Source organism: Roseovarius sp. SK2 (assembly GCF_028807495.1).
GTDB lineage: Bacteria > Pseudomonadota > Alphaproteobacteria > Rhodobacterales > Rhodobacteraceae > Roseovarius > Roseovarius confluentis.
Genome location: NZ_JARAMK010000008.1, coordinates 127238 through 150261 on the forward strand (window position 1 = coordinate 127238; position 23024 = coordinate 150261).

Consider the following 23024-nt stretch of genomic DNA (forward strand, 5'->3'; position numbering starts at 1 on the left):
CTCATCCTTCGCTTGTCTGGAACCAGGTCTCCGGATCGACGGGTTCGTTGTCTTCTCGCACTTCTATATAAAGTGTTTGGGTTCGGGACGCACCCGCATCTTTGCCATTCTCGATCAACAGCGCGTTAGTGTCACGCCCGTCGCCGCCCATCATCCCGACAGGGCTGTTTCCCGGTAGAACCTCGCCGATGTCACCGTAGACCACGTCGAGCCCCGCGATGACAAGCAAAAGGCCCGCCTGAGGCTCGAGGATCACCACGTTGCCGTAATCGAGAAGTTCCCCGCGATAGCGCAGCGTGGCGGGCACGGGCGTCGTCACCAGCGCGCGGGGCTGGGTGGCCATGACGATGCCGGGCCGGACGATCCCGGCGGCGTCGGCCTCTCCGGCGCGGCGCAGGATGCGGCCCTCGACCGGCAGGCGCAGGCTGCCCTTGCGCGCGTCGATCCCGGGCAGCGATCCGGCCACTTCGTCCACCGCGATCTGGCTCAGCCCGCTGGCAAACCCCTCCAGCGTTTCGGTCGAGGCCACCAGCAGCGCGGTCCTGACCGGATCCTCGGTAAAGCGGCGGGGCAGGTCGGTGCGGTCGGCAATCGCCTGGCTCAGCGCGGTGCGGGCGTCCTGTGCGCCCTTCAGCCCGTCGCGCAGGGTATCGAGCGCGCTTTCCTGCAAGGTGCGCAGAACGGTGACTTCCTCCAGTTCCGCCCGCAGCGCGGCGGCGCGGGTTTCCAGCGCCGGTGTCACGTCGGATATGATCATGCCGGACCGCGCCGTGCCGATCGGGCCGGAGGGATGCAACAGCAGAACCGGCCCCTCTGACTGCGCCATGCTCTGCAACACGCCCAGCAGGCTGGCGATCTCGTCCTCGCGCGATTGCAGGCGGCGCGTCAGGGTCTCCTCCTGGATGGCGGCGCGGCGCAGGCCCTCGCGCATCGTTTCGAGCCCGTCCTCGTAGGCGCCCACCACCTCGGTCAGCGCCTTCACGCGGTTGGCCGCGCCCTCGGCCGCTTCCATCAAGGCGGCGGCGCGGTTCAGGCGGTCCGACGCGGCCCGCGCCTCGGCGCCGGGGTCCTGTGCCGTGGCGGGCGCGGCGGCGACAAGTGCCAGTGAAAGAAGCGCCGCGCGGATCATTTCAGCAGGCTCTTGCCGGTCATCTCGTCCGGTTGCGACAGCTCCATCAGCTCCAGCACCGTCGGCGCGAGATCGGCCAGCCGCCCGTCGCGCAGGCGCGCGCCCTCGGGCCCACCCTTGAGGATCACCGGCACCGGATTGGTGGTGTGCGCGGTATGCGGCCCGCCGGTCACCGGGTCCACCATGGTTTCGCAGTTGCCGTGATCGGCGGTGACGATGATGGCGCCGCCCGCATCGTCCAGCGCCTCCAGCACACGGCCCAGCCCCGCATCGACCGCCTCGCAGGCGCGGATCGCGGCGCCCAGATCGCCGGTGTGGCCGACCATGTCGGGATTGGCGTAGTTCACCACGATGAAATCATACTCTTCGGCAATGGCATCCACCAGGTGATCGGTCACCTCCTCCGCCGACATCTCGGGTTGCAGGTCATATGTGGCCACCTTGGGCGAGGCGGCCATGTACCGCGCCTCGCCGTCCTCGGGCGTCTCGCGCCCGCCGGCCAGGAAGAAGGTGACGTGCGGGTATTTCTCGGTCTCGGCGGTGTGGAACTGTCGTTTGCCATGCTGTGCCAGCCACGCGCTCAGCGTGTTGACCGGCTGCTCGTCGGGAAAGATGGAATCCATGTAGGCGCTGTGGCGGCGCGAATACTCGGTAAAGCCGCTCACGGCCGAAAAGGCCGGGCGCTGGCCGGTCTCGAAATCGTCGAACTCCGGGTCGGCGAAGGCGGCCAGGATCTCGCGCGCCCGGTCGGCGCGGAAGTTCAGGCACAAAAGGCCGTCGCCGTCCTTCATGCCCTGGTAATCGCCCAGCACGCGCGGCTTGATGAACTCGTCGGTACGGCCCTTGGCATAGGCGTCGTCGATGCCGGTTGCGGCGGTCTCGGCGGTGTAGCCTTCGCCACGTGCCAGCGCCTCGTAGGCCAGTTGCACACGGTCCCAGCGATTGTCGCGGTCCATCGCGTAATACCGGCCCGAAACGGTGGCGATGACCGCGCCCATGGGCAGCGCCGCGCGCAGGGCTTCGAGATACACCTTGGCCGAGGTCGGTGCCACGTCGCGCCCGTCGGTAAAGGCGTGAATGGCGACCGGCACGCCGCGCGCGGTCAGCGCGTTGGCGGCGGCGATCATGTGCCCGATATGGCTGTGCACGCCGCCATCCGACAGCACGCCCAGCAGGTGCGCGGTACCGCCCGCCGCCTCGACCTTGTCGGCAAAACGAACGAAGCCGGGCAGCACACCGAAGGTGCCGGTCTCGATCGCACGGTCGATGCGCCGCAGATCCATCTCGATCACGCGACCGGCCCCGATATTCAGGTGCCCGACCTCGGAATTGCCCATCTGCCCCTCGGGCAGGCCGACATCATGGCCATGCGTGATCAGCGTGGCATTCGGACAGGTTTCCATCAGCCGGTCGAAATGCGGCGTCGCGGCCAGCGCGGGCGCGTTCGCCTCGCGCTCCTCGCTCAGCCCCCAACCGTCGAGAATACACAGAACTACCGGTCTTGGCGCGCTCAATCCTGCCTCCTGAATCCTTGGCCGCTTCTAACCCGTCTGAACCGGGTCGTGAACCGCTTTCTTGCCCGCTTCCTCTGCCCGGAAATATCCCGGGGAGTTTGAGGAGCAGCGCCCCTCATCGAACCAACAGAGCGTGGCGCAGCCACTCCGTCGGATCACGCCCGATGATAGGGCGCGCCCGCCAGGATCGAGGCGGCGCGGTAAAGCTGTTCGGACAGCATCACCCGGGCCAGCATGTGCGGCCAGACCATCTTGCCGAAGGACAGCGTGAAATCCGCCCGGTCCCGCAGCGCGGGCGCGATCCCGTCGGCGCCGCCGATCACGAAAGCCACGTCGCCGCGCCCCGTGTCGCGCCAGCCGGCCAGCTTGTCGGAAAAGTCGGGGGAAGAGAGCAGCTTGCCACGCTCGTCCAGTGCCACGATGACGGCCCCCTTGGGCAAGGCGCGGTCAAGCAATTGCGCCTCGGCGTCCATCCCGCCGCCCTTGCGGTCCTCGACCTCGTGCATCTGCGCCGGGCCAAGCCCAAGGGCGCGCCCGGTCCGGTCGAAGCGGGACATGTAATCATCGAGCAAAGCGCGTTCCGGGCCGGGTTTCATCCGGCCCACCGCGCAGATATGGACACGCATTCAGCTCTTGGCGGCCTGGGTAGCCTCGTGGCCTTGCAGCCACATCTTCTCAAGCTGATAGAACTCGCGCACTTCGGGGCGGAACACATGGACGATCACGTCGCCGGTGTCGATCAGCACCCAGTCGCCCGCGTCCTTGCCCTCGACCTTGGTCAGCACGCCCATCTCGGATTTCAGCCGCTCCGAAAGCTTTTCGGCAATGGCCGTCACCTGGCGCGAGGACCGGCCCGAGCAGATCACCATGTAATCGCCGATCGCGGATTTGCCGCGAAGGTCGATCTGCACGATCTCTTCGGCCTTGTCTTCTTCGAGTGCGGAAAGGATGCGCGCAAGCTGTGCGTCACTGCTTGTCGCCATGTCGGACGCGCTCAAGGCTGCGCCCCGTTCAGCGGCAGGAGCCGCGTCGATTGTAAGAGACAGGACATTGTCCTCCTTCTACTACGCACCGATCCGCCCCGGTGCCGGGCATGGTTCCAAAATAGCAACCCGTCTGTCACAATTCAATGAAGGCTTTCGCCAATCGGCGGCTCTTGTCCGCTGGTGCCTCGAAAAGCGCCGCTATTCCGGCGCGGCCTGTGTCTGACCGCACCGGAAAGACCGCTTACCAGCCGTCCTCGGTATGAATGCGGTCGCCCGGAACGCCCAGTGCCTTCACCGCGTCGCGCATCGCGTCGACATAGCCTTGCGGCCCGCAGATATAGACCTGCCCGGACAGCTTCGCGTGGCGTTCGAGGAACGTCTTGTCGACCTTGCCGTAATGCAGGTCCGGCACGTCTTCCTCGGACAGGACATGATCGACCTTCAGGCCCTGCATCCGCGCCCATTCCTCGCGCAGGATGATGTCGCCCTCGGTCTCGTTGGAAAAGATCAACTGGCAGCCGTCCAGGTCGCCCTCTTTCGCCCGCTTGCGCAGGATCGCGATGAAGGGCGTGACCCCGGCGCCCGCGGCCAGGAACAGGCCCGCACCTTCGTCGGTGATCGCACCAAAGGGACCGTCCAGCGTGACCTCCTCGCCCGGCTTCAGCCCGGGCAACTGCTCGGTCACGCCGTCATGCGACGGATAGCTCTTGATCGTGAACTCCAGGTGTTTGTCCGCGGGCAGCGAGGTGAAGGTGAAAGGACGCCCCTCGTCCTTCCAGCCGTCGCGGCACATCGCCAGTTCGGCGGCCTGCCCGGGCTTGAAATCAAAGCCTTCGGGACGGTCGAACACGTAGCGATGCGTGTCGTGGGTGACGCTCTCCTGTGATTGCAGGGTCAGTGTATGGGCCATGCGAATACTCCTTTTCGCCAGCCAACGCCGCGATCAGGGGCCGTGTTCCTCTGCCGCCCCGCCCTGCGGCGCTTTGCCCGGGTCGCCCCGGTCCAGCGCCCGCGTACCCAGCTCCGAGCCTTCCAGCACGGTGACCTCGCGCTGCGGGAAGGGAATGGAAATGCCGTGTTCCTGGAATGCGTCCCACAGCGCCAGGTAGACATTGCCGCGGATGTTCGTCAGGCCCGCGGTCGGGTCGCTGATCCAGAAGCGCAGGATGTAATCCACGCTGCTGTCGCCGAAGCCCACGATGTGGCAGACCGGCGCCTTGAAGGCCAGCACGCGCTCCACCGCCTTGGCGGCGTCGATGGCCACCTTGCGCACCAGGTGCGGGTCATCGCCATAGGCGGTGCCGAAATAGATATCCAGCCGCACGAATTCGTTGGAATGCGACCAGTTCACCACCTGGCCGGTGATCAGGTCCTCGTTCGGGATGAGGTACTCCTTGCCGTCCCGGGTGGTGATCGAGATATAGCGGGCGCCCAGCGAATTGATCCAGCCGAAGGTCTCGCCCAGGCTGATCACGTCACCCGGCTTGATCGACTTGTCCAGCAGGATGATCACCCCCGACACAAGGTTCGACACCACCTTCTGCAGACCAAAACCAAGACCGACACCGATCGCGCCCGACAGCACCGCGAGGCCGGTCAGGTCCACCCCGACGGCCCGCAGCCCGATGAAGAACGCCGCACCGTAGAGCAGGATCTGGATGACCTTCACCGCCAGCACCTGCATCGACGGTGAGATGTCCTTGTTCGACCGGATGCGCGAAGCCGAGGTGGTCGACACGAACCGCGCCAGGAACATCAGGAGCGCGATCATCGCGATGGCCTGAAGCACCAGCCAGACCGACAGGCGCATCTCGCCCACGTTGACCGCCGCACTGTCCAGAACCTGGATCGTCTCGTCGGTCAGCCCGATGATCGACAGGGTGACCCATGTCCAGGCGGCATAGCGCACCATGCCGCGCAGAAAGGCGTTGCCGATCAGGCGCGTGATGATCGCAATGAACAGCCACGCCGTGGCAAGGCTCGCCATCACGCCGATCAGGTAGGACCGACTGGGCCAGGTCACCTCCTGCATGATCCAGTAGACCGGCCAGATCAGCAGAACCATGAAGATAAGCCGCAGCCGCCTGTGCATCATCACCAGAAAGCGCATGCGCCACTTGGGCCAGCCTTCGCGCGTGCGCATCCAGTTGTGCAAATGCGGGCTGAATATCCGCGCCAGGATCGTCGCGGCAACCCACAGCCCGATGATGATGCCGACCTGGTAAAGGCTCCATGGCCTCAGCAGACCCGTCACGAACAACTGCGCCTGTTCCCACAGCCCGATGGCGATGGTCTGCGCCTGTTCGATGGCGTCGTTCGTCGGATCCGGCGTCGCCTCGGCGGGCGAGCTCATCCCGGCCTCCTCGCCGGTCGGGGCGCTTGTGGCATCCTCTTCCATAAGCTCAAGTTTACACGCCCGCTGCTTGTGGACAAGTCGCGCTGGACAGTCGGCGCATGGTCTTTAAGTTGTGGCACCTGCGCGGTGGCGACCCTTCGCCGCCGTGACAAGGCATTGCACAGGAGGAGCCGCGCCCATGTCCACCCTACTAGTCACCCACGAGGATGGCCTGAACCACGTTACGCCCGACGGTCATCCTGAACGCGTGGCACGGCTGGAACACCTGTGGCCCGCGCTCGAGGGCAAGGACGTTGTGCGCGCCGAGGCGCCGCTGGCCGAGGACGCCGACCTGACGCTGTGTCATCCGCAGGATTACGTGACGATGATCCGCGAGGCGATCCCGGCGCAGGGGTTCAACCAGCTGGATGGCGACACCTGGCTGTCCCCCGGGTCGTATAACTGCGCGTCGCGGGCCGTGGGCGGCGCGATGCTGGCCGTGGACAAGGTGATGGCGGGCGAGGTCGGCAATGCCTTCGTCGCCATGCGCCCGCCGGGCCACCACGCCGAGACGGCGACGCCAATGGGCTTTTGCCTCTTTGGCACGGTGGCGATTGCCGCCAAACACGCGCTGGAACGGCACGGATTGTCCCGCGTCGCGGTGGTGGATTTCGACGTGCATCACGGCAACGGCTCGCAGGACCTTCTGCGCGGTGAGGCGCGCGCGCTTTTCATCTCATCCCACCAGATGCCGCTCTGGCCCGGCTCGGGCGGGGCGCACGAAACCGGCGATCACAACAACGTGCTGAACGTGCCGCTGGCACCGGGCACGGCCGGGCAGGGGTTCCGGCAGGAATACGAAGGCCAGGTCTTTCCCCGGCTGGAAGAGTTCAAGCCGGAACTGATCCTGATCTCGGCGGGGTTCGATGCCCATGCCGACGACCCGCTGGCCAACCTGAACCTGCGCGAGGACGATTTCGCCTGGGTCACCCGCCGCCTGTGCGAAATAGCGGCGGAGCAGTGCGACGGGCGCGTGGTCTCAAGCCTCGAAGGCGGCTATGACCTGCGCGCGCTGGCCGCCAGCGGGGCGGTGCATCTGGATGAGCTGATCCGCGCCGGTGGCTGAGCGGGACGGCGCCCTGCCGTAACGTAAGTTAACCGTTTCATCGAAAACTCATGGAAAATGCCGCGCTGCGGCATTATCTTGGCGTCAGGGAGGGCACCTCTGCGCGGAATGGCCCGCGCCAAGGAGTCCATGACCATGAATGCCGATATCAATCGTGACAAGATCCTGATAAGACCGGACATTCGCCGCCTCTGGCCGGCGGACAAGGCTGCTTTGCTGGCCCATTTTGCCCGGCTCGACCCGGAAATGCGGCGCCTGCGCTTCGGCGCCAGTGTGACCGAAGACTACGTCACCGACTACGCCGACTCCATCCTGAGCCTCGACAGTGTCGTTCACGGCGCCTTCGTCGATGGGGATCTGCACGGCGTGGGCGAGCTGCGGATGTTGCTGAACAGTTGGCCGGTGCGGGCCGAGATCGCGCTCAGCGTCGACCCCGACTGGCAGCACGAGGGCATTGGCGATGCGCTTTTCGTGCGAATGCTGGCCGCGGCGCAAAACCGGGGCGTGCGCTCACTTTACATGATGTGCCTGCCCGAGAACGAGCGGATGCAGCGCCTGGCCCGCCGGCACGAGGCCACGCTGACCTTCGATATCGGCGAGGTCGAGGCCACGCTCGACCCGCCCTGGCCCACGGCCCTGTCGCTGGCCGAAGAGATGATGGGCGAAACCCGCACCTACCTGCACGCGGTCCTGCGCCCGCCTTTCTGAGAAATGGGTACAGCCCCAGAAAATTCGTACGAATTTTCTGGGGCGCAGATTATTCGCAGAATAATCTGCAAGACGCCCCGTGTTTCACTCCGCCGCGTATCTCTGGCGTGCGGCACTTTCCTGCAGCAGCCAATGCGCCACGATGGCGCTTTCGTTGCGCGGCTCGACCCCCTGCCGTCGCAACAGGTAATAGCCCGAGCGCGTGCGCACATGCTCGCCCCCCATGGGCCGGATCAGGTCGCCTGATTGCAGGTGGTGATCCACCAGATGCCCCCAGCCCAGCGCGACGCCCAGGCCATCCCGCGCCGCCTGGATCGCCAGCGGATAGGTATTGACCGACGCCGACGGGCGCACCGAGTCCGGGTCCGCGCCTTTCCGGTCCAGCCAGGTGCGCCAGTTCAGCCATTCGGTGTGGTTGTTGCTGACCTCGATCAGGTCGTGCTGGCGCAGCGCCTCGATACTGTCGATCCGCGCCTGCCCCTGCAGGTAGCCCGGCGCACAGACCGGAAACACCGTCTCGCCGAAAAGCTGTGTCGCCTCGAACCCGGGCCAGTCGCCCTCGCCGCGCAGGATCGCAAGGTCCATGCCCTCGGCCAGGCACTCTTCGTCCACGTCCGATGACGTGAGTGCGATGGTGATGTTGCAATTCGCCTCGTGAAAGGCCCGCAGCCGCGGCATCAGCCACAGCGACGAGACCGAGTTGGTCGCCGCCAGCCGCACCGTGCTTTTCTCGAGGTCCGCGCACATGTCCTCGGACACCCGCACCAGCGTCTTCAGCGCCGGCGTGATCCCCGAAAGCAGCTTGCGCCCCATATCCGTCAGCTGCACCGAGCGGTGCCCCCGCACGAAGAGCGCGCATTGGTAATGCTGCTCCAGCAGCCGGATCTTGCGGCTGATGGCGGTTTCCGAGACGTTCAGTTCCTTGCCCGCCGCGGCAAAGCTTTCCAGGTCCGCCGCCACCTCGAAGGCCAGCAGGTACTCAAGGCGCGGCAACACGGCGCGATTGCGCAGCATCCTTCTCACTCCTCAAACTCGGGACAATGACCCGAGCCTAGCCACGCCCACCTCTCATTGCCAAACATTTTTAGAGGCATGGCACAAAAAGTTTATAATCAGAATTTTGTCGCACCTGCGCGATACTTCCCACTCCAACAAAGGGCCGGCACTCAGAATCAGGCCCATGCAACCGACTGGGAGTTAACATGAAAATCCATTCAATGATGTCCGTGGCAGCCGTCGCGCTGGCCTCCGCATCGGCCGGTTTCGCCGCCGAGGACAGTTCCGAACCGATCGTCATCCCGATTCACAACTGGTCCAGCCAGATCGTGATGAGCCACGTCGTGGGCCAGATCTACGAGGAAATGGGCAACAACGTCGAATTCGTCACCACCGACAGCCAAGCCGTGTACGAATCGGTCCGCCTGGGCGACGTGACGCTGGAACTGGAAGTCTGGGAAGGTGCCTTCGGCGCGTCCTTCCGCGAGGCGCTGGAAAAGGGCGGCCTGCATGACGCGGGCGATCACGACGCCGTCACGCGCGAGGATTGGTGGTACCCGATGTGGACCAAGGACGCCTGCCCGGGCCTGCCCGACTGGAAGGCGCTGAACGACTGTGCCGAGCTGTTCGCCACGCCCGAAACCGGCGACAAGGGCCTGTTCCTCGACGGTCCGGTCGACTGGCTCAAGCACGGCAAGGAACGGGCCGAGGCGCTGGACCTGAACTATGTCGTGAAAAACGCGGGCTCCGCCGCGGCGCTCTGGGCGCATATCGCCTCCGCCGAGGAAGACAAGACACCGATCCTGGTCTTCAACTGGACCCCCAACTTTGCCGAGGCCGTCTGGCCCGGTGAATTCGTCGAGTTCCCGGCCTGGGAAGACGGCTGCGACACCGATCCTGCGGTCGGCCCGAACCCCGACGCGCTCTACGATTGCGGCAACCCCGCCGACGGCTACCTGAAAAAGGCCGCTTGGGACGGCATGGAGGAAAAATGGCCAAATGCCTACGAGGTGCTCACCAAGATCTCCTTCACCAACGCGCAGATCGCCGAAATGGCCAAGCTGGTGGATGTCGAGGATTACGAGCCCGAGGAAGCCGCCGAGATCTGGCTGGAAGACAACGAGGACGTCTGGAAGGGCTGGCTGCCCGGCGGCGACACCTGATCTCTTCGCCTTTCCCTGTCCGGTGACGCACCGGGCAGGGCCTTGCCGGCGGCTCGTACCGCCGGCGTTTCATCAAGGACCTGCGCCCCTCATGACCTCGGACAGCCCCGTCATTTCCTGCCGCAACGCGTGGAAGCTTTTCGGCCCCAACCCGCGCCAATACCTCAAATCCATGCCCGCCGGGCACAGTTACGAGGATATCCGCGCCGATGGTTATATCGCCGGGGTCAAGGATGTGTCGGTCGAGGTCGCCAAGGGCGAGATGCTGGTCATCATGGGGCTTTCCGGCTCCGGCAAGTCCACGCTGGTGCGCTGTTTTTCGCGCCTGCACGACATCACCGGCGGCACGATCGAGGTCGAGGGCCAGGACATCATGGCCCTGCCCGAGAAAGAGCTGATCGAGTTGCGCCGCTCCAAGATGGGGATGGTGTTTCAGTCCTTCGGCCTGTTGCCGCACCGCACGGTTCTGGAAAACGTGGCGTTCCCGCTGGAAATGCGCGGGCAGGACCGGCACGCGCGCCGCGAACGCGCTTTGGAGGTTATCAAGCTGGTGGGGCTTGAAGGCCGCGAGGAATATTTCCCGCGCGAATTGTCCGGCGGCCAGCAACAGCGCGTCGGCATCGCCCGCAGCCTCGCCATCGAGCCCGATATCTGGTTTCTCGACGAGCCGTTCTCGGCCCTCGACCCGCTGATCCGGCGCGAGATGCAGGACGAGTTCCTGCGCCTTCAGGCGATGCTGGGCAAGACCATCGTTTTCATTACCCACGATTTCGACGAGGCGCTGCGCCTGGCCGACCGTATCGCCATCATGAAGGACGGCGCGATCGAGCAATGCGACACGCCCGACCAGATCGTGCTGGACCCGCAGACCGAATATGTCCGCAAGTTCACCGAGGATATCGACAAGGCGCATGTCGTTCATGCCAGCGTTCTGGCCAAACCCGTCAACGGACACGCCGTCGAAGGTGACGCAATCGACGGCGACCGCACCATTCACCAGATCGCGCGCCAGCTTGTCAGCGACCCGCGCGAGCATCTGCCGGTGGCGGGCAAGGACGGCAAGGTGATGGGCGTGATGGCCCGGCAAGAGGCGCTGGAGGTGCTTCTGGGGGACAGCGCCAATGGCTGATGTCGCCACGAACGCCACCCGCACCTCCCTGTCGATGCGCCAGCCCGGGGCCACCCGCGACCCCGTGCTGGTGGCGCTTTTACTGGCCGCGATCTTGCTGTGCGCGGCCAAGCCCATCCTGCCGGATTTCCTCGTCCGCCTGCCCGAGGCGTGGATCCCGCCACTGGCGCAGTGGCTCGATGCGTTCTTCGACTTCATCACCGGCGACATGCAGGAAGGGCGCTTTGGCCTGATCTACATCACCCGCTGGTTCGCCGAAGGCCCGCTGGATTTCCTGCTGGGCGTCACCGCAAACCTGCTGGAAGGCAAGTACCGCTGGCCCTACATGGCCGACCCCATCCCCTGGGCCGCCGTGGCGGGGCTGGCCGCCGTGATCGGCTATTACCTCGGCGGCTGGAAACTGTCGCTCCTGGCCGGTGGCACCTTTGTCTGGACCGCCTTCATGGGTCAGTGGGAACTGACGATGCAGACGCTTTCCGTGCTGCTGGTCGCGGCCCCCCTGGGCTTTTTCGTGGGCCTCGTCATCGGTATCGCGGCTTGGAAATACAAGTGGTTCGACAACGCGATCAAGCCCCTGCTGGCCGTCATGCAGACGCTGCCCTTCTACACCTACCTTCTGCCTGCCGTGATCTTCTTCAAGGTCGGCCCCACCGCGGGGGCCATTGCCACCACGATCTATGCCACCCCACCGATGATCCTGATGACGACCGTGGGTCTGAAAAAGGTCTCGCCCGAAATCGTCGAGGCCGGCAAGATGTCGGGCGCCTCGCGCTGGCAGATGCTGACCAAGGTGTTCATCCCCTCGGCCCGTACCGAAATCCTCGTCGGCGTGAACCAGGTCATCATGCTCTGCCTCGCCATGGTCGTTCTGACGGCCTTCATCGGGATGCCGGGGCTTGGCGGCAAGCTGCTGGCGATGATGAACAGCCTGAAACTGGGCCGCTCCTTCGAGATCGGGATCACCATCGTGCTCGTCGCGATCACCCTCGACCGCCTGTCAAAGGCGTGGGTGCGCAAGCTGCCCGAGCATCACCCCAAGGACACGCCGTTCTACATTCGCTACAAGTACACCGTCCTGTCCGTGGTGGTCTTCGCCGGGCTGTACCTTCTGGCGCAACCGATCGAGATCCTGAACGAGGTCGGCCGCCGCCAATCGCTGTCCATGGGGCGCGAGATCGACGGCGTGTTCGAGACCTTCCTCAACCTCGATTCCGTCGAGGCGATCACCGGCACCATCCGCTATGTGCTGAACGTCTGGGTCCTGATCCCCTTCCGCGACGCGCTTCTGTGGATTCCAACCTCGGCCTTCATCCTGCTGGTGGTGGCCTTCGCCTACGGCGTGGGCGGCAAGAAACCGGCGATCTACGCCGCGATCTTCTTCTCCATCGTCGCCTTCTCCGGCTGGTGGGACCGGTCGGTCATCACGCTCTACTCGGTGCTGTCGGCCATGGCGATCTCGATGATGATCGGCATTCCCATCGGCATCCTCGCCGCGCGGTCCGAAAAATGGTCAGAACGGATGCTGCTGGCCTGCGACACCGCGCAGACATTCCCAAGCTTCATCTACCTTTTGCCGGCGATCATGCTCTTCGGGATCACCGACACCACCGTGGTGCTGTCCATCGTGATCTTCACCATGGTCCCGCTCACCCGCTACACCATCGAGGGGCTGCGCAGCGTGCCCCCCGAACTGACCGAGGCCGCCGACATGGCCGGCTGCTCGCGCTGGCAGAAACTGACCTCGGTGCAATTGCCGCTGGCCATGCCCACCATGGCCGTCGGCTTCAACCAGGGCATCATGTTCGCCTTCTTCATGGTCATCATCGCGGCCTTCATCGGCACGCAGGACCTGGGCCAGGAGCTTCAGCGCACGCTGGCGGGCACGGACCTGGGGAAAAACTTCGTCCTCGGGATCAATGTCTCGCTCATGGCGTTGACCTTCGACATGGCGATCCTCAGCTGGGCCAACCGGCGCAAGAAGGCGCTAGGCCTCGATTGATGCCACAATTCGCGAGTGATAAAAGGCACATCCATGACCGTTAAGCCTGTCTTCGAGACCCCGTATGAACGCGCCGGCGTCATCACGCCCGGCCTGCCCATCCTGCCCCACGGAACGGAACGACACCCCATCCCCGGCGGCGGATCGCGCGCCGTGCCGATCTTTCGCGGAGACGAGGTGTCGGTGCTGGATTTCCAGGGGCTGCAACCGGGCGAGATGGTCTTCTTTACCCCCGACGGCAAGTCCGACCCCGGCCGCCTCGGCGCCTCCAGCCACGGCCGCCCGGATGGAGTGCTTTCAGTTCTCGACAACGGCTCGGTTTCGGGCCGCCGCGTGGCCTCGGCGCTCGACCGCGCCGGGTTCAAGCTGGGCGACGCGCAGTGCATCAAGGTGTTCTCCGAAGGCTCCCGCGCCGGTGAGATGGCGACATTCCAGGCCGACAGCGACGGGTTGCTGATCGTCGCCGCCCCCGGCGGCCCGATGGACCCGGGCACGCAGGCCCCGCCCACCGACCTTATCCTCTATATCCGCCGCGCCGATCCCGGCGTCGCCAAGGGCGGACACATGCCGCCCGACCCGCTGGCCGACCCGATCCACGACATCAACATCCAGCCGGGCGAGGCGAAATCCTATCACGTGCAGAAAGGCCAGTTCATCCAGGTCCTCGACGTGCAGGGCCGCGAATGCTCGGACTTCCAGGCGTTTTCTCTGCGCTCGCTCGACAAGGGCCTCGACCGCGAGATCGACCCGACCACGACCCGGACCCTGATGGGCTCGCTCTACCCCCAGCCGGGCATCTTCGCCAAGTACTGGAACGTCGACCAGGAACCGCTGGTCGAGATCGTGCAGGACACCTGCGGGCGGCACGATACGTTCGGCCTGGCCTGCACCGCGCGTTATTACGAGGAACTGGGTTATCCCGGTCACGTCAACTGTTCCGAGAACATGAACAAGGATCTCGAACAATACGGCGTGCGCCCCCGCGCCGGCTGGCCCGCGATCAACTTCTTCTTCAACACCATGCTGGACGAGACCAACGCGCTGGGCATGGATGACCCGTGGTCGCGCCCGGGCGATTACGTGCTTTTGCGCGCGCTGACCGATCTGGTCTGCATTTCCACCGCCTGTCCCTGCGACGTGGACGAGGCGAACGGCTGGAACCCCACCGATATCCAGGTCCGCACCTATGGTGAGACCAACAGCTTCAGCCGCTCAATCGGCTACAGAAAATCAGCGGAGGCGCCTTTGGAACACACCAAGGAAACCGGGTTCCACAACTGCTTTGCCAAGCACACGCGGGACTTTGTCGAGTATAACGGGTACTGGCTGCCGAACAGCTTCCCGTCGGTTGGCACGATCGGCGAATACTGGGCCTGCCGCGAGAAGGCGGCGATCATGGACCTGTCGCCCCTGCGCAAGTACGAGGTCACAGGCCCCGACGCCGAGGAACTGATGCAGTATTGCGTCACCCGCAACGTCAAGAAACTGGCCGTGGGGCAACTGGTCTATACCGCCATCTGCTATGAACACGGCGGCATGATCGACGACGGCACGCTGTTTCGCATGGGCGAGAATGCCTTCCGCTGGATCGGCGGCAACGACACGTCGGGTCTGTGGATCCGTGAACAGGCCGAGAAACTGCGCCTGAACGCCTGGGTCCGCAATTCCACCGATCAGCTGCATAACGTGGCCGTGCAGGGGCCTCTGTCGCGGGATATCCTGAAACAGATCATCTGGACCGCGCCCGCGAATCCGACGCTGGAGGAATTGGGCATGTTCCGCTTCACCCCCGCGCGCCTGAATGATTTCGACGGCACGGCGATCGTGGTGGGCCGGGCGGGGTATTCCGGCGAGTTGGGCTACGAGATCTTCTGCCATCCCAAGGACGCCGAAGAGGTGTTCGACACGATCTGGACCGTGGGCGAGCCGATGGGACTGAAGCCGCTTGGCCTCGCCGCGCTCGACATGATCCGGATCGAGGCGGGGCTGATCTTTGCGGGCAGTGAGTTCGACGACCAGACCGACCCGTTCGAGGCCGGCATCGGTTTCGCGGTGCCGCTCAAGTCCAAGAACGACGATTTCATCGGGCGCGCCGCACTGGAAGAACGCAAGGCCCACCCGCATCGCAAGATGGTCGGGCTGGAACTGGAAGGCGGCCGTGTCGCCAGCCCCGGCGATTGCGTTCGCATCGGCAAGGCGCAGGTGGGCGAGGTGACCTCCGCCGTCAAATCCCCCATCCTCGGGAAGAACATCGCGCTGGCTCGCGTGGACGTCACCCATGCCGAGCCGGGCACCGATATCGAGGTGGGCCAGCTCGATGGCTTGCAGAAACGCCTGAAGGCCAAGGTGGTGCCCTACCCGCATTTCGACCCCACCAAGGAACGGGTGAAGGGCAACTACGGCTGAACCCGTTTCCGTCATCCTTGGGCCTGACCCGAGAGATCCCGGATCAAGTCCGGGATGACGGCTTGTCTCTCGTCTCGCGCGGAACAAAGGCGCGGCGCTGCCGCGCCGCCGCGCGATCGTCAGACCGCCCCCCGGTCTGGCGGTTGGCTGACGTCGGCTCTTCGATTTGAACACCAACGGACTTGGCTGCCATAAAGCGCCCTGAACATCCGTCAGTCCGCCAGCCCGCGGTCTGACGGTCGCCCGGCCATGCCAGGAAATATCCCGGCCTGCGCCCACCCCGTCCCGGGCTCGACCCGGTCCCTCCTCCCCATCCGCGATCCCGCGTAGGGTGGGTGAAAACCCACGCGCCCCGAACGCCCGGTTAATTCCGGCCCCCGGGGCACCGCACCGTCGCGATACCACCCGGATACCGACGCGATACCGACATCGGATTTCCCACGATCCACCCCGTTAACCTTTTGATTCGCCTACGCAAACCGCCCCTGGCAGAACCATCCCGATGACATCGTCCCACCATGGGCATAATACAGCCACAACCGCTCCCCCCGGCCGGTGACCACCTGCCAGTAATCCCGCACGCCAGACCGCCAGTTCGGATCGTCCAGCCACCATTCGGGCGCGATCCGCTCCGGGCCCTTCGCCTCGGCCAGGTCATGCGCCCGCCCGCGCCATCGGAAGGTGGCGGGCAGGTGTGGCACGTCCGGGGCGTTCACCGGCTCGGGGCCCCAGATCAGCAAGGGACGCGGCGTGGCGGGGCGAGGCCACTCCGCTGCCGGCTCGGACCATGCGGCGGCCAGGATTTGTGACGTCTTTTCAGGGATATGGCTGCTTGCCGGATGCAGGCGGGTGATCGCCTCCAGCCCGATCCGCCCGCCGATCCGACCGATCAGATCCTCCACGCCCGTATCCCGCGCCAGCCGGTCTCGGGCGGCGGCGGTGGCATCCAGGTGACCCGCGGCGGTGCGGTGCTGTATGGGCTCGCTGACGGCCGCGATCAGGCGCAACGTGTCGATGCCAAAGCCTGCGTCGATCTCATCCAGCCGCATGGCCAGCAGGGGGCGGATGCGGTCGGGCTCGTCCGTCGCCCGCGCCAGCCCCGCCTCGATCCAGCCCATGGTGCCGTCGGCCCGCCACGCCTCCAGCCGGACCTTGCGCACGCCTTCTCCCTGGTCCGCCAGAAGCTGGCACAGCCGCGGCACCAGCCGGTCCAGCCCGGCCTGCAAATCGTCAATCAAACCAATGGGTTCTGGCAGGGTCAGCCGTGTCGCCAGCCGCGGCTTCACCCGCGCGGGCGACACCGGCTCGGGCGCCGCGCCGATCGCCTGATCCATCCGCAAGAGCAGCCCCCGGCCAAAGCGCCGCGCCAGCGGCCCGCGCGGCTGATTCAGCAGGTCACCGATCTTGCGCAGGCCCAGCCGGTTCAGGGCGGCGACTTGCTCTTCTTCCAGCCGCAGGGCGGCGATGGGCAGGGGGGAGAGGAAGGTGCGCGCTTTTCCCGGTGGCGCGATGGAAAACGGCCTTTGATTCGAACGGCTTACGCCCGCCACCGGCGCTGCGCCGCCCTTTTCCCAATGCCGCCGCTTTGCCGCGCGGGAGCGGGTCGCGCGGGCCTCCTGGTCGATGGCGTCGCCGCTGCGATGCGCGCCCGGCACGGCCCCGGCATAGCGCGCCAGCGCCCAGGCCGCGCCCACGGTTCCGGCCAGCCCGCAGCGCGTGGTCAGCCCGAAAATCGCCGCCTCCTCAATGACCTGCCGCGCCATCGCCTCTTCCCCGCCAAAGAGGTGGGCACAGCCCGTGATGTCCAGCAGCAACGCGTCGGGTGGCTGCGTCGCCACCCACGGGCTCAGCCGTTCGGCCCACCGCCCGAGGCTGGCCAGGAACGCCGCCTCCTGATGCGGGTTTTGCAGTTTCGTGACCAGCGTGGCGCACATCGCATGGGCATCGCGCAAGGGCTGGCCCCCCCGCAGCCCCGCCGCCTCGGCCGCCTCGGACAGCGAGCACAGCACCTGCATCTGCCCGGTGTCGCGCACCACGGCAAAAGGCACGTCCGCATCCAGCCCGGTCCGCCGCAGCAGCCGTTCGGCCCCCAGCCGGGGGAACCAGACAGAAAGGATACGCCGTTCGGGCATGGCAGCGGGACCGGGGCAGCAGCGGGCAGATGTTCTTGATATGTTCCAAATTAGGGCGTGCCGCGACCGGAGTCGAGTCCGCAATGCCCGGGAAAGGGCCAAGAGAGTTGACGCGGCCAGCCCGGCAAGGCTTAAACGGTGCACCATGGCCCAATCGCTCGACACCGTATTTGCCGCACTGGCCGACCCGACCCGCCGCAGGATCCTGTCGATGCTGCTGGAGGATGACATGGCCGTCACGGACGTGGCCGAGCCGTTCGAGATGTCGCTGGCGGCCGTGTCGAAGCACCTTGGCATCCTGACGCGCGCGGGCCTGATCAGCCAGGAACGGCGGGGCCGGGTCGTGTGGTGCAAGCTGGAGCCCGATGCCCTGCGCGATGCCAGCATCTGGATGCAGAGTTTCGGCCAGTTCGAGGCGGTGCACCTGGATGCGTTCGAGCAGTTCCTGGCGAAAGAGTTTCGCGATGATGGATGACGCGGCGTCGGGTGCGGGGCTGGATCCGCGCATTTTGCCGGAGCCGCGTATCGAGACGGTGGAGCAGGCGCTGGTGGCGCCGATGCCGGAGGGACGGGAGTTGGCCTGCGGGGTGTTTCGCGCTGACCGGAGCTTCGTGGAGCAGTCGCGGACGCTTTATTCCTCCAATCGTTTTACCGCGCAGCCGGATTTTCCGGAGGCGGCGGAGAGCCTGTCGGGGCGGCACCTGTTCATCGGCATCGGGCGGCATCATTTCGGGCATTTCCTGTTGGAATGCATCTCGCGGCTGTGGCCGCTGTCGGATGGCGGCCATGACGGGCTGGTCCTGATCCCGATGCATGGCATTGATTTCGGGGCAGTGTTCCAGCGGCGACTGAAAGCGTTCGTGGACCTTCTGAGCGATGGCCTGCCGGTGCATTTCGTGCAGTCACCTGTGCGGATCGAGGAACTGGACGTGCCGACGCAGGGCATGGGACACCGCGACTGGATTTCCGGCACACCGGAGTTTCGCCGGTTCATTCGCGGACGGCTTCAGGCCGTGGTGACACCGGAGGGGGATGAGAAGATCTACCTGTCGCGGTCGCTGCTGAAACGCGCGGGCCAGATGGTGGACCAGGAAGAGCGGATCGAGCGGCTGATGCTCAAGGCTGGTTACACGATCCTGCATCCGCAGCGCCACAGCCTGCCGGAGCAATGCGCCCGCTATGCCGCCGCGCGGCAGATTGTGGGGCCCGATGGTTCGGCGTTTCACCTGGCGCCTTTCGTGATGCGGCCCGGCACAAAGGTGGGCCTGATCCAGCGGCGTTGGAGGCAGGGGGCGTTCGATGCGCTGGTCAACCAGATCGACGCGTTCTGCGACGTGGACCTTGTGAAAATGAACCCGCTGTTGCGCCCGGACGACGGACAGGTGTCAGAGGACGTTCCGCCGCCCTTGGATTATCGGCGCCTTGTGCGGAAACTGGAGGCGGGCGGGTTTCTCTGACCAACCGGAGGAGTAGCGCCATGAAGACATCTGCCCTGACCTTGATACTGGCCATTTGGGCCGCGCCTGGCCTGGCCCAGAACGCTTGTGTCGCGCCGCCGCCTGTAGGCGACCCCTGCATGGTCGGACATTGGGTTGGTGAGAACACGGCGCCTGCGCACATCCGGGACGCGTTGCAGGGGATGGTGCCTGACCGCGTGATCCGTGAAATCGCGGCGGGCGCGTCGCCCGCGTTGGGGATCTCGATCTACGAGGACGGGTTCTATCACAAGCTGCCTTTTCACCATGCCACGGAATTCACCGATACCTTTGTCGAGACCGGCGATGTCGTGGATGTGCGGCTTGACCTTGCCGCGCCGACACAGGTGGGGTTCATCAATGGCGAGGCCGGACGGATCACCTTCTGCGACGCAGGTTCCGGCCCCGCGCTGTTTTCGATGACGGCCAATGGGGATGGCATGACCGCACCGGTGATGGGCGGGGCGGGGTACGAGCCGACGATCACCTATGCTTGCGCCGGCAACACGATGACGATGGATGTGCAACTGCCGGCGCCGATCGGCACGGTGGAGTATTCTCTGCGCCGTGTTCCCGAGGATTCGCTCGGCGAAGAATTCCGGCGGCTCTACGAGGCGGCGCGAGACCTGGCGGAGTAGCTATTCGTCCTTCAACAGCAGCACCAGCGCCACGATGGTCAGCCCGACGCCCACAAGGATCAGGGGCGGGGGCAGGGCGTGGCCAAGTGCGGCCTGCCAGCAGATCACCCATGTGGGCGTGAGGTAGGTGTAGGCCATGACCTTGGCGCTGGGCAGGCGCAGCGAGGCGTATTGCAGCAGGACAAAGGTGATCGCCGTCGCCGCGACGGCGGTATAGATGATGGTGATCCATACGATGGCGGGCAGGCCGGGCCAGTCGGTGCTGCGCATGTCGGACCAGCCCGCCAGCGCGATCAGACCGGCGGCGGCGACCATGGCGCCGAAGGAAAAGACGATGGGCCGCTCTCCCCGGTTCAGCTTGCGCACCAGCGGGGTATAAAACGCGTGCGCGATGCAGCCGAAGAAGAAGATCACCTCGCCCCGGCCCATTTCGAACCGCAAGAGCGCCTGCAGGTCAGCGTCGAAGATCACCCAGAGCGCGCCCGCCGCGCCGATGACCAGCGCCACGCCCATGCGCGGGGTCATCACCTGCCGCAGAAGGATATAGCCGAAAAGCCCGGACATGATGGGTGTCAGGGTAAAGACCGCCGCCGCGCTGACCGGGGCGGCGGTTTTCAGCGCCTCGAACATCATCACGAAGTAAAGACCCATCGATCCGCCCAGCAGCAGGTAGCGCCAGGGCGCCTGCCACGTGGTGCGCGGAATGCCGACGGTGGCCCAGGCCGCGCTGCCCAGAAGGACCGAGGCGAGGATGAACCGCACGGCATTGAGCGCGGTGGGCGCGATATGCGGGGCCGCCATGGAGCCAAGGGCGAAGGACCCGGCGATCAGCCCGGAGAAGGCCAGCATCGCGGCATGGCCGCGCAGCCGGTCGGTCATTCGATCTCCCACGCCTTGGCGCGATCCTTGAGGAACCGCAGGAAGGCCTGAACCTTGGTCGTGCGGTGCAAGTCCATGTGGGTCACCAGCCAGATCGGCGCGGACCATTCGTCGCGCGCGGGCATGACCTCGGTCAGGTTGCCGAGCTGGTTGGCGAGGACCTTGCTGAGAAACCCGATACCCGCGCCCTCGGTGATCGCGCGGCGTTGGGCGTGCACGTCCTGGCTGCGGAAGATGATGCGCTCGTCGGGCGCTGTCTGTCGCAGCCACTGGTTGAAGGGCGCGCGGTTCTTTGGGTCGTCTGCGCTGACGAACCAGTGCTGGTCGAACTCGTCTTCGGAGGCGGGCAGGCCGTACTTGTCGACATAGGATTGCGCCGCGTAAAGCGTGTGCGCTTGCTTGTAGAATGGCTGCACCACGTTGTCCGGCTGATCGGGGGCGCGGCCGGCGCGGATGGCGACGTGCGCTTCGCCGTATTCAAGGCGAAACAGGCGGTCGCCAGTCAGGTAGCGCAGGATGATGTCGGGGTATTCCTTCCGGAATTCCGTCAGCACCGGTACCAAAAGGTGGCTGAACCCGCCCAGCGAGGTGATGACGAGCTCGCCGGACACATCGTTGCCGCGGCCCTTGATCCGGCCTGCAAGCTGGCTGAACTGGTCGTCGGTGGCCTGGGCCACGCGCAGCAGGTCCTCGCCGGCCTCGGTGGTGGAATAGCCGCGGGCGTGGCGCTGGAAGAGCTTGACGCCCAGCCGCTCCTCGAGCGCGTCGATATGGCGGATGACGGTGGCGTGGTGAACACCCAGCGCTTCGGCGGCGCCGCTGACCGTTCCCACGCGCGCCACGTGAAAGGCTGTGCGGACTTCATCCCAGCTGTCCATGAGGGGCCTCGCTTATCTGTGCGAAATCAAACATTACTAACAACGCAGTATCAACTGCGTTGAAATAAGCGCAAGACAAGAATTGCCCTCGGGCCGGGACGCCTGGGTGGGATCAGGCGTCAGGACGCGGTCTTAGCCGCACCAGAAGCGCACGATGTTGTCGCTGCTGTCCAAGTCGACGTTCAGGCGCTTGGGATTGTATTCCATCGTGACGATGCCGCCGGGCGGTATGATGCGCACGGGCTGGTCCAGCGCGGACTGGTCGAAAGCCGCGATCGGCTGGCCCACAAGGTCGGCGTGGTTGGCGGCCTTGCAGATGTCGGGGCCTTCCTCTTCGGCGCGCGAGGGCACGCCGTTATCCGTCACGGCCGGCCCGCAGGCCGCCACAGTTGCCAGTGTCGCTATTGCCCACCACCGCATCATCAAGTCTCCTTCGCGCGTTCCAAGGCAGCATTGGCCAAAGCATGCCGGCTGTGCAACCCTTAACGCCGACAGATTTGAAAACCGTTGTGTTCTCTTGGGTTGACCGCATCGCACAGAAATCTGTGCAGGGCTGCACCTTGCATTGCCGGCGCTGTCGGTTAGCTGTTCTCATGAACAAAGGACAAAGCGAGAGCCGTACATGACCGACGATACCTACACCCCGCCCGAAGTCTGGACCTGGGACGCCGAAAGCGGCGGCACCTTCGCCTCGACCAACCGGCCGATCGCCGGGGCAACCCATGACAAGGAGCTGCCTGTGGGCGAGCATCCGTTCCAGCTTTACTCCATGGGCACGCCCAACGGGGTGAAGGTGACGGTGCTGTTCGAGGAGCTTCTGGCGGCGGGCCATGACGCGGAATATGACGCCTGGCTGATCCGCATCGGCGATGGCGACCAGTTCGGGTCGGGTTTTGTCGAGGTGAACCCCAATTCCAAGATCCCCGCGATGGTGGACCGGTCGGGGCCCGAGCCGATCGACGTGTTCGAATCCGGGTCGATCCTGATCCACCTAGCGGAAAAGTTCGGGGCGTTTTTGCCCACGTCCGGCCCGCAGCGGACCGAGGTGATGAACTGGCTGATGTGGCAAATGGGCAGTGCGCCGTATCTTGGCGGCGGCTTTGGGCATTTCTATGCCTATGCGCCCGAGAAATACGAGTACCCGATCAATCGCTTCGCCATGGAGACCAAGCGGCAGCTGGACGTGCTGGACAGGCGGCTGGCAGACCGGCCCTTTATCGCAGGGCAGGAGTACAGCATCGCGGATATGGCGATCTGGCCCTGGTACGGCAACCTGGCGCTGGGGCGGCAGTACAATGCCGGCAAGTTCCTGAGCGTGCACGAATACAAGAACGTGGTGGCCTGGGCCGAAAAGATTCTCGATCGGGATGCGGTGCAGCGCGGGCGCATGGTGAACCGCACCTTTGGCGAGCCGCACGAGCAGTTGCTTGAGCGGCACGACGCTTCGGATTTCGAGACCAAGACGCAGGACAAAATCGGCGACAAGGGCTGAGCGCCAAGTATCGGCTTTCGCCGCGTTGACGGATAGGGC

The 23024-nt window shown here is 65.3% G+C and carries 21 protein-coding genes; 10 read left to right on the forward strand and 11 right to left on the reverse strand.

Annotation, left to right across the window (positions count from 1 at the left end):
* Position 1 precedes the first annotated feature (1 nt).
* The 6 genes from PVV74_RS15495 to PVV74_RS15520 all read right to left on the reverse strand — a co-directional run bounded on the left by PVV74_RS15495 (position 2) and on the right by PVV74_RS15520 (position 5982).
* Positions 2–1129 carry a murein hydrolase activator EnvC family protein gene (locus tag PVV74_RS15495; RefSeq protein ID WP_274593837.1) on the reverse strand — a complete coding sequence of 376 codons (1128 nt, stop codon included), beginning with the start codon at positions 1127–1129 and terminating at the stop codon, positions 2–4.
* Positions 1126–2643, reverse strand: a complete 1518-nt coding sequence (gpmI, locus tag PVV74_RS15500; RefSeq protein ID WP_274593838.1) for a 2,3-bisphosphoglycerate-independent phosphoglycerate mutase — start codon at positions 2641–2643, stop codon at positions 1126–1128. Before gpmI ends, PVV74_RS15495 begins: the two co-directional genes overlap by 4 nt.
* 155 nt (positions 2644–2798) lie before the next feature.
* Positions 2799–3269, reverse strand: coding sequence for a 23S rRNA (pseudouridine(1915)-N(3))-methyltransferase RlmH (gene rlmH, locus PVV74_RS15505; RefSeq protein WP_274593839.1), 471 nt, complete (start codon positions 3267–3269; stop codon positions 2799–2801).
* Positions 3270–3641, reverse strand: coding sequence for a ribosome silencing factor (rsfS, locus tag PVV74_RS15510; protein ID WP_338020430.1), 372 nt, complete (start codon positions 3639–3641; stop codon positions 3270–3272).
* Positions 3642–3870: 229 nt separating this feature from the next.
* Complete coding sequence (locus tag PVV74_RS15515; RefSeq protein WP_274593840.1) at positions 3871–4539, reverse strand: FAD-binding oxidoreductase; 669 nt, start codon at positions 4537–4539, stop codon at positions 3871–3873.
* Positions 4540–4572: 33 nt separating this feature from the next.
* Entirely contained in the window at positions 4573–5982 is a 1410-nt protein-coding gene (locus tag PVV74_RS15520) for a mechanosensitive ion channel family protein (RefSeq protein ID WP_274593841.1), read from the reverse strand.
* Between the two features lie 181 nt (positions 5983–6163).
* On the opposite strand from PVV74_RS15520, the gene PVV74_RS15525 reads away from it, so the two are divergent.
* Together PVV74_RS15525 and PVV74_RS15530 are read left to right on the forward strand one after the other, a co-directional pair.
* Positions 6164–7090: a histone deacetylase family protein gene (locus PVV74_RS15525; RefSeq protein ID WP_103763773.1), complete on the forward strand. Its 927-nt coding sequence runs from the start codon at positions 6164–6166 to the stop codon at positions 7088–7090.
* Between the two features lie 135 nt (positions 7091–7225).
* Entirely contained in the window at positions 7226–7798 is a 573-nt protein-coding gene (locus PVV74_RS15530; RefSeq protein ID WP_170067218.1) for a GNAT family N-acetyltransferase, read from the forward strand.
* 84 nt (positions 7799–7882) lie between these two features.
* Here PVV74_RS15530 and PVV74_RS15535 read toward each other — a convergent pair whose 3' ends face one another.
* Positions 7883–8812, reverse strand: coding sequence for a LysR substrate-binding domain-containing protein (locus tag PVV74_RS15535; protein WP_103763771.1), 930 nt, complete (start codon positions 8810–8812; stop codon positions 7883–7885).
* Between the two features lie 203 nt (positions 8813–9015).
* On the opposite strand from PVV74_RS15535, the gene PVV74_RS15540 reads away from it, so the two are divergent.
* The 4 genes from PVV74_RS15540 (at position 9016) to PVV74_RS15555 (ending at position 15491) form a co-directional block, all read left to right on the forward strand.
* Positions 9016–9957: an ABC transporter substrate-binding protein gene (locus tag PVV74_RS15540; RefSeq protein ID WP_425061941.1), complete on the forward strand. Its 942-nt coding sequence runs from the start codon at positions 9016–9018 to the stop codon at positions 9955–9957.
* A 91-nt stretch (positions 9958–10048) separates the two neighbouring features.
* Positions 10049–11086, forward strand: a complete 1038-nt coding sequence (locus PVV74_RS15545) for a quaternary amine ABC transporter ATP-binding protein (protein WP_103763769.1) — start codon at positions 10049–10051, stop codon at positions 11084–11086.
* Positions 11079–13085, forward strand: coding sequence for an ABC transporter permease (locus PVV74_RS15550; RefSeq protein ID WP_274593843.1), 2007 nt, complete (start codon positions 11079–11081; stop codon positions 13083–13085). Before PVV74_RS15545 ends, PVV74_RS15550 begins: the two co-directional genes overlap by 8 nt.
* Positions 13086–13118: 33 nt before the next feature.
* Positions 13119–15491: a DUF1989 domain-containing protein gene (locus tag PVV74_RS15555; protein WP_274593844.1), complete on the forward strand. Its 2373-nt coding sequence runs from the start codon at positions 13119–13121 to the stop codon at positions 15489–15491.
* A 470-nt stretch (positions 15492–15961) separates the two neighbouring features.
* Here the strand turns inward: PVV74_RS15555 and PVV74_RS15560 are convergent, their stop codons facing one another.
* Positions 15962–17623 (reverse strand): Y-family DNA polymerase, encoded by a 1662-nt coding sequence (locus PVV74_RS15560; protein ID WP_274593845.1) that lies wholly within the window; start codon positions 17621–17623, stop codon positions 15962–15964.
* Between the two features lie 145 nt (positions 17624–17768).
* Here PVV74_RS15560 and PVV74_RS15565 point away from each other — a divergent pair, with 145 nt between their 5' ends.
* The 3 genes from PVV74_RS15565 to PVV74_RS15575 are packed head-to-tail and all read left to right on the forward strand — an operon-like array spanning position 17769 to position 19736.
* Positions 17769–18098, forward strand: coding sequence for an ArsR/SmtB family transcription factor (locus PVV74_RS15565; protein ID WP_057793175.1), 330 nt, complete (start codon positions 17769–17771; stop codon positions 18096–18098).
* A complete protein-coding gene (locus PVV74_RS15570; protein WP_274593846.1) occupies positions 18088–19080 on the forward strand; it encodes a glycosyltransferase family 61 protein in 993 nt (330 codons plus the stop codon). The genes PVV74_RS15565 and PVV74_RS15570 overlap by 11 nt, the downstream gene beginning before the upstream one ends.
* Positions 19081–19100: 20 nt before the next feature.
* Positions 19101–19736, forward strand: a complete 636-nt coding sequence (locus tag PVV74_RS15575; protein WP_274593847.1) for a hypothetical protein — start codon at positions 19101–19103, stop codon at positions 19734–19736.
* Here the strand turns inward: PVV74_RS15575 and PVV74_RS15580 are convergent, their stop codons facing one another.
* The 3 genes from PVV74_RS15580 to PVV74_RS15590 all read right to left on the reverse strand — a co-directional run bounded on the left by PVV74_RS15580 (position 19737) and on the right by PVV74_RS15590 (position 21916).
* Positions 19737–20615 carry a DMT family transporter gene (locus tag PVV74_RS15580; protein WP_274593848.1) on the reverse strand — a complete coding sequence of 293 codons (879 nt, stop codon included), beginning with the start codon at positions 20613–20615 and terminating at the stop codon, positions 19737–19739.
* Positions 20612–21493 carry a LysR family transcriptional regulator gene (locus PVV74_RS15585; protein WP_274593849.1) on the reverse strand — a complete coding sequence of 294 codons (882 nt, stop codon included), beginning with the start codon at positions 21491–21493 and terminating at the stop codon, positions 20612–20614. Before PVV74_RS15585 ends, PVV74_RS15580 begins: the two co-directional genes overlap by 4 nt.
* A gap of 132 nt (positions 21494–21625) precedes the next feature.
* Entirely contained in the window at positions 21626–21916 is a 291-nt protein-coding gene (locus tag PVV74_RS15590; protein WP_103763761.1) for an I78 family peptidase inhibitor, read from the reverse strand.
* A 199-nt stretch (positions 21917–22115) separates the two neighbouring features.
* On the opposite strand from PVV74_RS15590, the gene yghU reads away from it, so the two are divergent.
* Positions 22116–22985: a glutathione-dependent disulfide-bond oxidoreductase gene (gene yghU / locus PVV74_RS15595; RefSeq protein ID WP_274593850.1), complete on the forward strand. Its 870-nt coding sequence runs from the start codon at positions 22116–22118 to the stop codon at positions 22983–22985.
* Positions 22986–23024 lie beyond the last annotated feature (39 nt).

Bases quoted from the DNA above. Each gene is read 5' to 3' on its own strand.
- PVV74_RS15540 (WP_425061941.1), top strand. From the start codon at position 9,016: ATGATGTCCGTGGCAGCCGTCGCGCTGGCCTCCGCATCGGCCGGTTTC.
- PVV74_RS15555 (WP_274593844.1), top strand. From the start codon at position 13,119: ATGACCGTTAAGCCTGTCTTCGAGACCCCGTATGAACGCGCCGGCGTC.
- yghU (WP_274593850.1), top strand. From the start codon at position 22,116: ATGACCGACGATACCTACACCCCGCCCGAAGTCTGGACCTGGGACGCC.
- PVV74_RS15565 (WP_057793175.1), top strand. From the start codon at position 17,769: ATGGCCCAATCGCTCGACACCGTATTTGCCGCACTGGCCGACCCGACC.
- PVV74_RS15585 (WP_274593849.1), bottom strand. From the start codon at position 21,493: ATGGACAGCTGGGATGAAGTCCGCACAGCCTTTCACGTGGCGCGCGTG.
- PVV74_RS15525 (WP_103763773.1), top strand. From the start codon at position 6,164: ATGTCCACCCTACTAGTCACCCACGAGGATGGCCTGAACCACGTTACG.
- PVV74_RS15520 (WP_274593841.1), bottom strand. From the start codon at position 5,982: ATGAGCTCGCCCGCCGAGGCGACGCCGGATCCGACGAACGACGCCATC.
- PVV74_RS15590 (WP_103763761.1), bottom strand. From the start codon at position 21,916: ATGATGCGGTGGTGGGCAATAGCGACACTGGCAACTGTGGCGGCCTGC.
- PVV74_RS15515 (WP_274593840.1), bottom strand. From the start codon at position 4,539: ATGGCCCATACACTGACCCTGCAATCACAGGAGAGCGTCACCCACGAC.
- PVV74_RS15530 (WP_170067218.1), top strand. From the start codon at position 7,226: ATGAATGCCGATATCAATCGTGACAAGATCCTGATAAGACCGGACATT.
- rlmH (WP_274593839.1), bottom strand. From the start codon at position 3,269: ATGCGTGTCCATATCTGCGCGGTGGGCCGGATGAAACCCGGCCCGGAA.
- PVV74_RS15575 (WP_274593847.1), top strand. From the start codon at position 19,101: ATGAAGACATCTGCCCTGACCTTGATACTGGCCATTTGGGCCGCGCCT.
- PVV74_RS15495 (WP_274593837.1), bottom strand. From the start codon at position 1,129: ATGATCCGCGCGGCGCTTCTTTCACTGGCACTTGTCGCCGCCGCGCCC.
- PVV74_RS15570 (WP_274593846.1), top strand. From the start codon at position 18,088: ATGATGGATGACGCGGCGTCGGGTGCGGGGCTGGATCCGCGCATTTTG.
- PVV74_RS15550 (WP_274593843.1), top strand. From the start codon at position 11,079: ATGGCTGATGTCGCCACGAACGCCACCCGCACCTCCCTGTCGATGCGC.
- PVV74_RS15535 (WP_103763771.1), bottom strand. From the start codon at position 8,812: ATGCTGCGCAATCGCGCCGTGTTGCCGCGCCTTGAGTACCTGCTGGCC.
- PVV74_RS15560 (WP_274593845.1), bottom strand. From the start codon at position 17,623: ATGCCCGAACGGCGTATCCTTTCTGTCTGGTTCCCCCGGCTGGGGGCC.
- PVV74_RS15580 (WP_274593848.1), bottom strand. From the start codon at position 20,615: ATGACCGACCGGCTGCGCGGCCATGCCGCGATGCTGGCCTTCTCCGGG.
- PVV74_RS15545 (WP_103763769.1), top strand. From the start codon at position 10,049: ATGACCTCGGACAGCCCCGTCATTTCCTGCCGCAACGCGTGGAAGCTT.